Origin of the sequence: Danxiaibacter flavus (assembly GCF_041060425.1) — a bacterium.
Classification (GTDB): Bacteria; Bacteroidota; Bacteroidia; order Chitinophagales; family Chitinophagaceae; genus Danxiaibacter; species Danxiaibacter flavus.
In genome coordinates, this window is the sequence record NZ_JAULBC010000004.1 from 335,746 (window position 1) to 349,266 (window position 13,521).

Below are 13,521 nucleotides of genomic sequence, written 5' to 3' on the forward strand. Positions count from 1 at the left end.
GGAAATTAGTCAGGCTGATCGAATTGACGAAATCAGACATCATCAAATCAGCGATCAGCGATCATACATCAGGCATTAAATCTAAATCATATCAGCATGTCAACAATTGCATCAACAATACTAATGGTCAGACCGGCAAGTTTTGGTTTTAATAGTGAAACGTCAGCCAATAATGTATTTCAGTCAAAGATATCGACTCCGGCTACAGAGATTCAGCAAAAAGCTGTAGCTGAATTTGATGCTTTTGTAAAGCAACTTCGTAAAAACAAGATCACAGTGATTGTTGTTGAAGACACAACGGAACCGGTAAAACCTGATGCGGTATTCCCCAATAACTGGTTCAGCACCATGCCTGATGGTAAAGTGATTGTCTATCCTATGTTCGCATCAAACAGGCGCATTGAAAAACGCGACGACATGCTTCAGGATCTAACGCACCAATATAAGGTACTGGATGTGGAAGACTGGAGCGAATTTGAAGCTGATCATATGTTTCTGGAAGGCACAGGAAGCATGATAATGGATCACGACAACAAACTGATCTACGCCTGCCTCTCTGATCGTACCAACAAATCACTGCTTCAAAAATTTGCATTTGCTCATGGTTATAAGGCCATTACGTTTAACGCCACAGATGAAAACAAATTCCCCGTTTATCATACCAATGTGATTATGCACCTGGGTGATGGTTATGCCGTAGTATGTATGGACAGTATAAGGGAGGAGACAGAACGCATTGCAGTTCAGCAACTGTTAATCGCTTCCGGCCACGAGATCATCCCGATCACTTTTGAACAGGTGAGAGCTTACGCTGGCAACATGCTCCAGGTACAAAGCGATGAAGGAAAGAAATTTACCATCCTCAGCAAATCAGCTTTTGACAGCCTGACGCAGGAACAAAAAAGAATACTGAGCATTCATACAAACCTTCTGCCGATGAATATAGAAACCATCGAAACAGTTGGCGGAGGAAGCGTAAGGTGTATGATGGCGGAGATATTTTTGGAAGGAAAGTAAGAAGACGCGTAAGACATGTAAGACCGTAAGACATGTAAGACCGTAAGACAGTAAGATCGTAAGAGAGTAAGAGGGTGTAAAAAAGATTGTTGTATCTTCAGAGATTGATAATTCAAGATGCCCAGAGCTCTAAAACAGTCGACATGATGATACATTTCTTTAAGAAGAATTTTATTCAATGGGTTGCGATTGCAGCATTATTTACCGCTGGCTCATGCAATAATTCCGGTGAAGAAAAAAAAGAGAAAGATCACATTGAAGATTCGGTTGAAACGGCCGCGGGAATAGCAAAAGATGACAGCCTTCTCATTCATGAGCAGCCTACTTCTGAATGGATTATCAATTCCCTGCAAAAAAATAAGATTGCGCCCGACAATTTGCAGCTAAAAGAATTCTGGGCAGTAGACAGCTTCAGCAAAAAACAATTCACGCCGGAAAAAGATTTCTACAATAAATACGCGCCCTTGTTGAAATGGTCCGCCGACAGCAGCTATGTTTTGGACGAAGGAACTTACGGCGCCATTGTAACGCGCGATAAAAATGGCAATACAAAAGTGGAAGGGGGCGACGCTGATACTGAGATCAGTTTGCTCTTCCCCAAAGAAAACAGCAAAACACAATTGATCTATTCAGGTCCTTCCTTTCACTTTATTGATGGCAAATGGTTGGACAGCACTCAGTTAGCTATGCTAACTTCTTTTGATGAAAAAGGTGGCGGTCAAAGTGACACAACACTCTGGATAATAGATGTAAAAAGTAAATTCTTTAGAAAATACCTGTGGAGATAAGCCCTTAAAACCGCACCATACACGTTACTTCAACTTTACTTATCTTCGCCGCATGGAAGAATTGGTTCAACAAATAGAACAACTAAAACAGGAAATTAACGAATACCAATCTGTTTCAGCCGAATTAACAGAGGCATTCCGTATTAAATATCTTGGCACCAAGGGCATTGTGAAAAACATAATGGGAGAAATGAAAAATGTGCCCAATGACCGCAAAAAAGAATTCGGCCAGATACTGAATGAGTTTAAAGTTTTTGCCGAAAGTAAATATGAGTTTCTGAAAGAGAGTACGAATGGCTCAACCAAGGCAAGTGCAACAATAGACTGGAGCCTCCCCGGCGACCCGGTTGGCGTAGGCTCGCGTCACCCCTTAAGCCTTGTTCGTAACCAGATCGTTTCAATATTTAAGCGTCTTGGTTTCGCTGTTGCTGAGGGACCGGAGATTGAAGATGACTGGCACAACTTCGGAGCAATGAACCTTCCGGAAGATCATCCGGCTAGAGACATGCAGGACACTTTTTATATTCATAAAGATCCTTCCTGGTTGTTACGTACACACACCAGCAGCGTTCAGGCACGCGTAATGGAAAAACAAAAGCCACCGATCAGGGTTATTTGCCCGGGTCGTGTTTACCGCAACGAAACGGTGAGCGCAAGAGCCCATTGTTTCTTCCACCAGGTTGAAGGATTATATATTGATGAGCATGTAAGCTTTGCTGATCTTAAACAGACACTTTACTTCTTTGTACAGGAAATGTTCGGCAAAGATGTAAAAGTTCGCTTCAGGCCTTCTTATTTCCCTTTTACTGAGCCAAGCGCAGAAATGGATATCAGTTGCCTTATCTGCGGAGGTGAAGGTTGTAATGTTTGCAAGCACACCGGCTGGGTAGAGATCCTGGGAAGCGGCATGGTGCATCCGAAAGTGTTGGAAAACTTTGGAATCGACCCCAATAAATATACCGGCTTCGCGTTTGGTATGGGCGTTGAACGTATTGCGCAATTGAAATACCAGGTGAATGATCTTCGCCTGTATTCTCAGAACGACATTCGCTTTTTGAAACAATTCACCGGAGCGGTGTAGGGAAAGCTGAAAGCACAAAGCCTAAAGCTTAAAACTTTACATGATATAATTAAAGAGCCTGAACATAGCGATGTGTTCGGGCTTTTTTGTGTTTCATATTAACTCATTGAAAACCGCTCTTTTGCAAAGTCGTGAGGTTAATGTCCTGCGGACAACAATAACCGCTCGATGATTATCCTCTATTGAGATTAATTCCCGACGGGAAAGCATACACTACCCGACACACATATTGCCCGTAGGGGCATAAAGCGCAATAGAATAGACGAAAAAATAATTCTTTTTTGTCCGTAGAACATCAAACAAACATCAATCAATCTCCGCTCAATTATCGATATATAATTAATTGATCAAGACCAACCGAATGGCGCAATTTCTCGATGTCATCGCCAGGCCTGGCGCTTTAGGTTTTGAGCTTTAAGCACTTTACTTTAAGCTTTTTCCAACACTTTCGCCGTTACCTTCGTGCCTTAATTTCCAAATGAATTTAATATGTTAGAGAAAAAACTATTGCTTGTAGCTGCGTTTATGTCAGCCGGAGCATTTGCAATGGCACAGGACAACCTGGTCAACTCTCTGAGTAGCAATACGAGCGTGGATGCAAAGGCGAAATTCACATTCACCCCAATTATTAATGTTGAAAGAACTTCCATTAAAAACCAGGGAAGCAGTGGCACCTGCTGGAGTTATTCAGGTAATTCATTTCTTGAATCAGAAATGATCCGCACAGGTAAACAAACGGTTGACCTGAGTGAGATCTACACGGCACGTTGCGTATATATCGAAAAAGCCAAGAATTACGTCCGCATGCATGGAGCGGTTAGCTGGGGTGATGGCGGAGAACTGCACGATGTTATCAATATGTATGAGCGCTATGGTGCGTTACCTCAATCTGTTTATACAGGCTTGAACTATGGCACCTCCATCAACAAGTTTGGAGAAATGCAGGATGCACTGAAAGGAATGCTGGATGGCATTATTAAAAATGCAAACGGTAAACTTACGCCTAACTGGCTTCCGGCTTTTACCGCTGCATTGGATGCATACCTGGGTAAAGTGCCGGAACAATTTGAATACAAAGGAAAGACTTACACTCCACAAACATTCGCCAAAGAGGTGGTAGGATTACAACCGGCAGATTACATCGAAATGACCTCCTTGGAAGATCAACCATTCTATAAAAAAGTATTTCTTCCTATTCCGGATAACTGGGCGTTTGAATATGCCTACAACATTCAAATGAATGATATTACCGGCGTTATAGACAATGCATTAAAAAATGGTTATTCAGTTGGATGGGCATCCGATGTCAGTGAGAAATACTTCAGCTGGAAAAATGGTGTTGCTTACGTACCAGAGAAAGATTTTGAAGCGATGACCGAGCAGGAAAAGAAAGATATGTTCGACGGCCCTAAACCGGAAAGAGTAATCACACCGGAGTTGCGCCAAACTGCTTTCGACAATTACACTACAACGGATGATCATGGTATGCAGATTGTCGGCACTGCAAAAGATCAGAACGGAAAGGAATATTATATCGTGAAAAATTCCTGGGGCGAGACAAACGATTACAAAGGCTACCTGTATGTAAGTAAGAATTTTGTGCTGTATAAAACAACCGGCATTATGGTTCACAAAAATGCCATTCCGAAGGAGTTGAAGGGGAAGATGGGAGTTTAGTTTAGTTGACAGTAGATAATTGACAACTGAAATGAAGGATGAGTAAATCGGCAGATGCGCGAATGGGAAAATATGTAAATGTGCGAATCTGCAAATGTCAGGGCTGATGAAGGAATTGGAAGACAGCAATATTCAATAAAAATGGAATGACAGATAGGAAATGATTATCTCAGCCAGTGGAATTAACCGATAGAAGAAAGAAAAAGGTTTACGTTATCATGCGTAAACCTTTTTTATTTAAAAGCTCTTTGCCACATGAATAAAAAGGAAATTAACCGGCACGTCGTTCGCACATACGCACATTTTCCCATTCGCCCATTTACATATTCGCACATACGCACATTCACACGCACACATTGTCAATTGTTAACTTTCAATTTTCAATTATTATAAGCGTTCGGATTGTGCAATTGCATAAACCGTTGCGTTTGTGCATCAGTAAATCTGGTCCAGCCGAACTGTTCATACAAACCGTGGGCATCAAGTGTACCCAGAAGCCAACGTCGCAGTCCCTGCATATCGGGATGGTTCATCATTGTAGTCATCAGCCATTTTGATAACCCAGCTCCGCGGTGTTCAGGCAAAATAAATACATCTGCCAGGTAAGCAAAGGTTGCTTTATCTGTAACCAGCCGGGCAAAGCCAACCTGTGCATCATTATAATACAGACCAAAGCAAAATGAGTTATCAATAGATCGCCTTACAACGTCAAGTGGGATGTTTTTAGCCCAATAAGACTTAACGGAAAGGTATTGATGAATCACCTCAATCTGCAGCTTCTGCTTATCCGTACTTATCGTATAAGCAGGATTGTTCTGGTTTACAAAAGTCTCCATGTTTATATTACGTTGTTTATTCTCCGAATAGTTTTTTGTACATCGTCTTTTTGGAAAGCATCACCATCTCCCCCGGCTTTAATTTGCCAAGCTCAACTTGCTCGATCCTGTAACGGATAAGTCTTAAAGTAGGAAAGCCAACTTTCGCTGTCATTTTTCGTACCTGCCTGTTCTTTCCTTCTGTAAGAATCAGGTTGATCCAGGGTGCCGGTATATGAGCCCGGAAACGTATTGGCGGATCTCTTTCCTCTACCTCAGGAGCTTCACCAAACAACTTTGCCTGGCAAGGTTTGGTGGTATATATTTTTCCTTCTACATTAATCTCCACTCCGTTAGAAAGTTGCGTCAATGCATCCTCCGTAATAGCTCCGTCAACCTGTGCCCAGTATTCTCTTTCGTGCTCAAATTGAGGTTGCAAAAGACGATGATTCAACTGCCTGTCATTAGTAAGAATCAATAATCCTTCACTATCATAATCCAATCTCCCAACAGGATAAACGTCTGTGGGCACATCAAAGAAATCCTTCAGTGTTTGCTTGTCTTCTTTTGTTGAAAACTGTGATAGTACCTGGTAAGGTTTGTGGATAATAAAGTAGTGATTCATAGCAAAAAAAAATCCCGCTGAAGCGGGACTTTGTTATATGGATGGGTTAGTAAGTACCGGGAACTTAAATTCCCATCACAATATTAAAAAGAGTTTTTACCAATACAAAAAAAAATAGCAACTATTTTATTCACATTTTTTTTTACTGATGTGAATTGTAGTATACTCCACGCGTGCAAAACAGGTGATTAGCAACATGCGTTATTGCACACCATCATCTATGTTCAAAATGTACATCTTCTGAAACATTGATGAATAAAGGGTTTCAGAAGATTGATTGTATGAGTATATGACGTTGATCTGCTACACAACAACAACCTTAAATGGTTTTAAGGTTGTTTGTTTTTAAGCTTCATGTCCAATATTAAATTTTACAAATCAGCCTTTCCAAATGCTACCTTTGAGGCCGAAAAATTAAATTTTATGCTTTTTCCATCACCGGTAAGTTTAGAAGAGATCGCTTCATTGATCAAAGCAGAAGTTATAGGAGACACCACGGCACTTGCAAAAGGCATCAACGAAATTCACAAGGTTGAAGCTGGTGATCTTTGTTTTGTAGATCATCCAAAATATTACGATATCTGTCTTAACAGCAACGCCACACACATCATCATCAATACCAAAGATGTAAACGTTCCTGAAGGAAAAAATTTGCTGTTCACAGCCGATCCTTTTGAAGCATACCTGGCCATTGTTAACCACTTCCGTCCTTTTACAAAAGCGACCTCTGCTGTTAACGAAAAAGCAGCAATCGGAGAGAACACGATTATTATGCCGAATGTATTCGTTGGCAAAGAGGTTACTATCGGAGATAACTGCGTGATCCATCCTAACGTAAGCATAATGGACTACACTGTTATCGGCAATAACGTAGTTATCCAGGCAGGTTCTGTAATTGGCAGCGACGCGTTTTACTACAATACAAAGAAAAACAGGGACGTCTGGTACAAGCGGATGCAGAGCTGCGGTAATGTAATAATTGAAGACGATGTGGAGATTGGAGCAGGTTGTACAATTGACCGTGGAGTTACCGCTTCAACATTTATAGGCCAGGGAACCAAGATGGATAACATGGTACATATCGGACACGATACTTATGTAGGCAAAAATTGTCTTTTTGCAGCACAGGTTGGTATAGCCGGTGCTACGGTTATCGAAGATGGCGTGACCTTGTGGGGACAAGTTGGCGTTAGCAAGACGCTTACCATCGGAACCAATGCAGTAGTGTTGGCGCAGAGTGGAGTACCCTCATCATTAGCCGGTAATAAAACTTACTTTGGATATCCCGCGGAAGACGCATCTCAAAAAAGAAGGGAACTCGTTTGGATTAAACGCATTCCTGAAATGTGGGAGAAGCTGAAGAAAATAAAAGTAGATTAAAACAGCGCCGCAGCTGTTGGGTGAAATTTGAATACCATTATGGTCACACTTTATAGAAAGATCACCAGCTTAGCTAGTTGGTGATCTTTTATTTAACGGTGAAATTATTTGTGAAGCCAATACGCAATCATCCCTTATGCGCTCTTTTCAAGTTGCTTGCAGATTCTTTGAATTGACTGAGTTAATGGTGTGTAATAAAACCCCGGGAGGAACTTCAACAATTTGGTGTTGTCGTAATACACTTTCGATTGGGCTGTGTTTGCTGTTTCTTTCGTGATCATCGGATCCTTGCCGGAAAAAAAGCTCTTTATAGCTTCCAGCCGCCATACAACGGCTGCAATAAACGGTGTCACTCTTTTGTGAGGCACTTTCTTTCCGAAGCCATTGGCTATAGAAGTAAACAATTCCTTATAGGAGATATTTTCAGCACTTACAATAAACCGCTGTGCGGAAATATTGCTTTCCATCAATTGGATCATTACGCTTGCTACATCCTGCACATCAACAAAACCATTTACACCTTCTGAATACCAGGGAAACTCTTTGTAGATACTTTTGAACAACTCAGAAGAGCCTTTATTCCAATCACCAGCTCCCAGGATAACTGTCGGATTTACAATCACAGCATCAAGCCCCTCGCCTATTCCTCTCCATACACTCATTTCAGCCAGAAATTTACTCTTGGCATATGCTGAATTGTGCATATGATCATCCCATTTCAGCTCTTCATCTACATGCTCCTGATCTTTCTTCCTTCCAATAGCGGCAACTGAGCTTACATAAACAAGTTTGCGGATATTATTGTCAATGCACGCGTTCACCACGTTTTCAGTTCCGTCGATATTTGTTTGATGGATGAGTTTCCTCCGTTTGGGGCTAAAAGATACTATAGCCGCGCAGTGATATACTTCGGATACGCCTTTCATGGCGTCCTCTAATTCTATCACATCGAGAATATCAGCCTGCACCCACTCTACTCCGGTTAGCTGTATCTGCGGCTTTGAGCGATGGTACAACGCCCTTACGCGTTTTCCCGTTCCGGCAAGCTGTTGAACAAGCTCTGAACCAACAAGGCCATTCGCTCCTGTTACCAGGACTAAATCCATATTTTGAAGACTAGCCGATGCTGGTTGTTTATCGTTCTGATTTACAGCTTCCATTGAGCGTATCTGTTATCTTTTCCTTAGTGCGTGACAAATATTTGGCAAACATACGTTTTATCTTTTGCTGCATTTCCTTTAAGGCTTGATTTTTGTCAGCAAATGAGGAATGTTTTACAAACGTTGAACAGGCAATTGCAGGAAGTCTTTAAAAGCAATGTTTACTTACATCTTTTCCACCAATTGCACTAAAAGATGTGTTTGCAAAGCAATGAATCCTAATTTTACAGTATGGCAACGCAACTGGATCTATTCGGCATGTTTGATGCACCTGTACAGGAGGAAAAAAAGAACACTGAGCAGGTAATTGCCCCGGCAACAACAGTACCGGAAGAAATTCTCGTTGAAGAAACCGCAGCAGAAGAACCGGTATTGCCGTTGGAGGAAATATTGCCATTGGAGAAAGCCATTCTTGAAGCTTCTGCTCCTGTTCCTGAAAAAAAGGAAGAACCAGTAATTGCCACTGAAAATACATCCGCTGTCGTTTTCGCCGATCATAAGATCGCAGTTAAAATCAAACTAAAACCCAGGCCTGTAGAAGCAGTTGTAGAAACAGTCGTAGCTCAGGAAAACGATACGAAAGTTGTACCGGAAACAAACACTACTGCAATTCCACCAGCCGAAATTGCGCCGATCGATGCAGAAATGGTTTCCGATAAAATCATAAACGAGGCTATTTTAGTTGAACAGGAGACTACCGCAAACCTTGAAGTGCAAACGGATGAGATTCTGGGTGCAAACAACACAAAAGAAGAAAAAGAACCGGATGCGTTATTAGAGAAAGAGATTGTTGTAATTGATGATTTATTTTCTGCGCATCCCGCAGCATTAAAAAAGGATGAGCCAAAGGCAGATACAAAAAAATATGTTCAGACGGAATTGCCGGTTGTTAAAAAGAGAGGTAGAAAATCTTTTAAAGAGATTGATGCAGAAGTAAGCCTGGTAAGTGTTCCGGACGATGAAGAACTTTTTCAAAAACAATATTATGCCATCAGCCAGGTGGCAAAATGGTTTAATGTAAATACATCTCTCCTGCGATATTGGGAAAATGAATTTGACGTATTGAAGCCGCGCAAAAATCGCAAAGGTGACCGTCTTTTCAGACCAGAAGACATCAAAAATTTACAGGTGATCTATTACCTTTTGAGGCAAAGAAAATTTTCAATAGAAGGCGCAAAAAAATATCTGAAAGAGAACAAAAAAAGCGCCGACACAAATATTCAGTTAATACAATCACTCACTAAACTTAAGGGCTTTTTGCTTGAGCTTAAAGCCAATCTCGGTTCATAATGAAAATATATATCGCTCCTTTGCTGATGTTATCAGCACTGTTGTTTTTCTCCTGCAAAACATCTCAGCATTCACTAGCCGCTGCAGCAGCTAACAATACCTATGAAATTGTAAAAGACAGCGAGACAAAAGTATTGCGTGGCATCATTCACCGCAGTGATTTGGAAAATGATACAGCCTTCGCCTGGTTTAAACGAAATATGCAATACGGTACAGCAGATGGGAAAGCCATCGAAGCGTTAAAACAAAACGGAAAGTCTGTTCGTATGGTGGTTTTCTGCGGAACCTGGTGCCATGACTCACAAAACCTGTTGCCCGTTTTTTACAGAATGGTTGACAAGTCTGGCTTTCCGGATTCATCCATACTACTTGTTGCTGTTGACCGGAATAAAACAACATCAAACCATCTTGAAAAAACCTATAACGTTACCAACGTGCCTACGTTTATCGTGATGAAAAACGGCAAAGAAGCTGGTCGCGTTGTAGAGTATGGAAAAGAGGAGCAGATTGATAAGGAGATTGGGGAGATTGTCCGTGTTGAATAGTGAATTGCTGCTGGTCAATAGTGAATAGTCAATAGTGAAAGGTGGATCACGATTCTGCTGATCTTGGACGTTCATTATTCAGCGTCTGTGAAACCTTCTGTCTTTGCTCTCTGAGATAAAAAATACAATTAAACAGTGCTTACTCTCTGTGGACCACTGTGGATTCTCTGTTCAACTCCTATGTAACCGTATTTTTTTATTTCACACAGGTATAAATGATCATACGCCTCCCCCATCTTTCACCATTCACTATTGACCATTGACTACCTCGCTCCCTCCTTCAATACTTATCCTCGTATTGGCCGCAGCAAGTTCTATTTTGCTTTGTTTAAGCAGATTGATTATTTGCATATTGATTTCTTCGCGAAGGGTATTAAATTCAGCAATTGTTTGATGCATTGAAGTATAGTACTCAATAGTAATGATATGTGCATTTTTACCGGTATCACTCAGGAAGACGGTACTGGCTTCAATAACATCCTTTTTAAGCAATGCTTTTATAGCATTGATCAGGGTGTTTAGCTGCTCAGGAGATGCTGCGAGATCTACCTCCAGTCTCACGTCCACACGACGTTGACGTCTTAATGTAATATTATCCAGGATGGTATCAACCATCTGTTTGTTCGGAACAGTAATGAATGTTTTTTGTTCGGTCCTTATTCGTGTGCTTCTTAACCCTATTTTTTCGACGGTTCCGGTAAAATTTTGAACCTTTACCGTATCTCCAACCATAAACGGTTTGTCAAAAAAAATAACGAAAGATGCAATGAGGTTTTCCAGGCTTTCCCTTAATGACAGAGCGATTGCCGCTCCGACGATACTTAAGCCCGTGAGCAGGTTGTTGATGTCATAATGGAAAGAAAATTTCAGGATCAGCAGTATGCCCAGTATTATGAGTATTACACGGAAAAAATCCTTAAAGAAGATCACCAGTTGGTTGTCTGCCTGATCCGAAGTTTGATTTGCCCTTTGTTCCAGGATGAGCGCAATAAACTGCATGACTTTTATACAAAGTCTGATGAATACAATGGTAAGTGCAGCTTTACTGATCGAATCAAGAATATCTTTTGTGCTTACCCTGTAAATTGTAAAATCCAGTATTCGGGGAAAGGTTAATTTATCAAGCGCAATGAAAATAATGTTCAGCATAAAGAACCACTCCAGCGGTTTGATCACAAGGTCCAGGAATGGTTGCCGGTAAAAAGAAGTGTCAATCTTTGAAAAAACACGAAGAATCAATCTTGCAAAATATTTGGAGATGACTCTTTTTACAAAAAAAGCAAATAGTATAACGCCAAAAACATACAGGTAAAGCTGTATGCTGTTATTTAGAATTTCCTGTTGTAATAAGTTCTTCATTCTCTTTGCTAATTGATAATTGACAATTGGAAATTGACAATTAAAGATGCCCCATTCTTTAATTAACTACTCCTGTTTTTGAAAGGCTAAAAACAGACAAACGAAGCTGCACCTTTCACTATTCACCATTCACAATTGACCATTCACCATCCACTATTTCCTCTTTCCATTCCTTCAACTTAACATCATTTCCATCAAACTCCGCATATGTAAAATAATTAATCCAGTCACCAAGATTTATGTACTTACTATGATGGCTCAAATTGATATCAAGCGGAAGATGCCGGTGGCCAAAAATAAAATAATCGTAGTGTTCTTTCGCCAAAACTTCCCGGCTGTAGATGACAAGCCATTCATTCTCTTCACCAAGAAAAACCGCATCAGCATTGCCTGTTTTTGCCCTACTCTTCCTGCTGAAATAGTTGGCCAGACCAATTCCCCAGGTCGGATGCAATTGGCCGAATAGCCACTGGCAAAACCTGTTGCGGAAGATCTTTTTAATGAATTTATACCCATGATCACCAGGACCTAAACCATCCCCATGACCGATATAAAATTTCTTTCCGTTCCATTCAAATGTCTTTGGTTCAGTATAAACCGGAATATGTAATTCTCTCTCAAAATATCCACTCATCCACATGTCGTGGTTGCCTAAAAAAAAATGAACAGCAATACCGTTGTCCGTTAATTCGGCAAGCTTGCCCAGTAACCGTACGTAACCCTTCGGCACAACTTCTTTATACTCATACCAGAAATCAAAAATATCACCTACAATAAAGATCTCTGCTGCATCATGTTTAATTGAATCGAGAAACTTAACCACTTTTTTCTCCCTGATCAGACTGCTATCATAATCAGGAGCGCCAAGATGAAAATCCGAAAGAAAATAGATCTTTTTTCCAGGGCTGATATGTTGACTTTGTGCCATTAGAAGTTGTAAGTTATAAGTTTTACGTTATAAGTTTTACGTTGTACGTTTTAAGTTATACGTTTAGCCCAGGAGTAAGCTGAAAGTTATAAGTTTTTCATTGCACGTTTAAGCCCGGGTATTTACCGGTGCGAAGTTATAAGTGATATGCTCGGTAATGTGGAACAACTTACATAAAGACGTTCTTCTAACGTATAACGTAAAACGTATAACTTACAGCGTTCACCCTTCTATCATCAGGCAAAAAACTTCCTTGGGACCATGTACCCCCACCACCAATGTTTTTTCAATATCGGCGGTCCTGCTCGGGCCCGTAGCCAACGTAATAAGAGAGGGCAATTTAGCGTACTTTTCTTTTACACCGCTTAGTGCATCTTTAATATCATATACCAGCTGGCTGGTGTAGGCTATGCAAATGTGTACAGGCGCATAAACGCTAACGGTTCTGCCGCTTTGCTGTGCGCTGCTCAATACTATGCTGCCGGTACGTGCAATTAATTTTTCGCAGGTGGTGATGGATGCATCGCAGCCATATAAATCCGTGGTGTATTGAATACCGAGACCTGCCTGTTGCAGGTCATTCTTTAGCTGCTCTTCCCTGCAATAGATCTTGGTCCAGTTGCGCGTTGTGATCAACGCCTTGAGTTGTTCAACAGCTTCCGCCCTATCCAGGCAAAATGAAAACCGTCCCTGCAGCTTTGAGAAATTTTCCGCAAACTCTACCTCGGACTCTTGCTGACGCGGTTGAAAAACGCTGTCATTTCCCTCGCTTTGCGGAAACGGAACAGGCACTGGATTGCTCAGTGCCTGCCGTATTTTTTTCAGTATATTTTCTTTTGCTTTTGAAATCTGCATG

13 protein-coding genes are annotated in these 13,521 nt (G+C 41.1%); 7 read left to right on the top strand and 6 right to left on the bottom strand.

The window, feature by feature from the left end; genetic code table 11:
• The first annotated feature begins 96 nt into the window (after positions 1-96).
• The 4 genes from ctlX (at position 97) to QTN47_RS14080 (ending at position 4,563) form a co-directional block, all read left to right on the top strand.
• Complete coding sequence (gene ctlX, locus QTN47_RS14065; protein WP_369330028.1) at positions 97-1,017, top strand: citrulline utilization hydrolase CtlX; 921 nt, start codon at positions 97-99, stop codon at positions 1,015-1,017.
• 143 nt (positions 1,018-1,160) lie between these two features.
• Positions 1,161-1,805, top strand: a complete 645-nt coding sequence (locus QTN47_RS14070; RefSeq protein ID WP_369330029.1) for a hypothetical protein — start codon at positions 1,161-1,163, stop codon at positions 1,803-1,805.
• Positions 1,806-1,857: 52 nt separating this feature from the next.
• A complete protein-coding gene (pheS, locus tag QTN47_RS14075) occupies positions 1,858-2,886 on the top strand; it encodes a phenylalanine--tRNA ligase subunit alpha (protein WP_369330030.1) in 1,029 nt (342 codons plus the stop codon).
• Positions 2,887-3,375: 489 nt separating this feature from the next.
• On the top strand, positions 3,376-4,563 hold the full coding sequence (locus QTN47_RS14080; protein WP_369330031.1) for a C1 family peptidase: 1,188 nt from the start codon (positions 3,376-3,378) through the stop codon (positions 4,561-4,563).
• Positions 4,564-4,943: 380 nt separating this feature from the next.
• Here QTN47_RS14080 and QTN47_RS14085 read toward each other — a convergent pair whose 3' ends face one another.
• Positions 4,944-5,399 carry a GNAT family N-acetyltransferase gene (locus tag QTN47_RS14085; RefSeq protein ID WP_369330032.1) on the bottom strand — a complete coding sequence of 152 codons (456 nt, stop codon included), beginning with the start codon at positions 5,397-5,399 and terminating at the stop codon, positions 4,944-4,946.
• Between the two features lie 16 nt (positions 5,400-5,415).
• Positions 5,416-6,003, bottom strand: coding sequence for a pseudouridine synthase (locus QTN47_RS14090; RefSeq protein ID WP_369330033.1), 588 nt, complete (start codon positions 6,001-6,003; stop codon positions 5,416-5,418).
• A gap of 423 nt (positions 6,004-6,426) precedes the next feature.
• Between QTN47_RS14090 and QTN47_RS14095 the strand changes: the two genes are divergently transcribed.
• The gene (locus QTN47_RS14095; protein ID WP_369330034.1) at positions 6,427-7,383 is read left to right on the top strand and encodes a UDP-3-O-(3-hydroxymyristoyl)glucosamine N-acyltransferase; all 957 of its coding nucleotides are present in this window, start codon (positions 6,427-6,429) and stop codon (positions 7,381-7,383) included.
• A gap of 134 nt (positions 7,384-7,517) precedes the next feature.
• Here the strand turns inward: QTN47_RS14095 and QTN47_RS14100 are convergent, their stop codons facing one another.
• Positions 7,518-8,543 (bottom strand): NAD-dependent epimerase/dehydratase family protein, encoded by a 1,026-nt coding sequence (locus tag QTN47_RS14100; RefSeq protein WP_369330035.1) that lies wholly within the window; start codon positions 8,541-8,543, stop codon positions 7,518-7,520.
• A gap of 231 nt (positions 8,544-8,774) precedes the next feature.
• On the opposite strand from QTN47_RS14100, the gene QTN47_RS14105 reads away from it, so the two are divergent.
• Both QTN47_RS14105 and QTN47_RS14110 read left to right on the top strand, forming a co-directional pair.
• Positions 8,775-9,833: a MerR family transcriptional regulator gene (locus QTN47_RS14105; protein WP_369330036.1), complete on the top strand. Its 1,059-nt coding sequence runs from the start codon at positions 8,775-8,777 to the stop codon at positions 9,831-9,833.
• Positions 9,833-10,378 carry a thioredoxin family protein gene (locus QTN47_RS14110; protein WP_369330037.1) on the top strand — a complete coding sequence of 182 codons (546 nt, stop codon included), beginning with the start codon at positions 9,833-9,835 and terminating at the stop codon, positions 10,376-10,378. The genes QTN47_RS14105 and QTN47_RS14110 overlap by 1 nt, the downstream gene beginning before the upstream one ends.
• Before the next feature lie 249 nt (positions 10,379-10,627).
• Here the strand turns inward: QTN47_RS14110 and QTN47_RS14115 are convergent, their stop codons facing one another.
• The 3 genes from QTN47_RS14115 to QTN47_RS14125 all read right to left on the bottom strand — a co-directional run bounded on the left by QTN47_RS14115 (position 10,628) and on the right by QTN47_RS14125 (position 13,520).
• Entirely contained in the window at positions 10,628-11,737 is a 1,110-nt protein-coding gene (locus QTN47_RS14115; RefSeq protein WP_369330038.1) for a mechanosensitive ion channel family protein, read from the bottom strand.
• A gap of 118 nt (positions 11,738-11,855) precedes the next feature.
• On the bottom strand, positions 11,856-12,665 hold the full coding sequence (locus QTN47_RS14120) for a UDP-2,3-diacylglucosamine diphosphatase (RefSeq protein ID WP_369330039.1): 810 nt from the start codon (positions 12,663-12,665) through the stop codon (positions 11,856-11,858).
• Between the two features lie 222 nt (positions 12,666-12,887).
• Positions 12,888-13,520: a LutC/YkgG family protein gene (locus tag QTN47_RS14125; protein WP_369330040.1), complete on the bottom strand. Its 633-nt coding sequence runs from the start codon at positions 13,518-13,520 to the stop codon at positions 12,888-12,890.
• Position 13,521 lies beyond the last annotated feature (1 nt).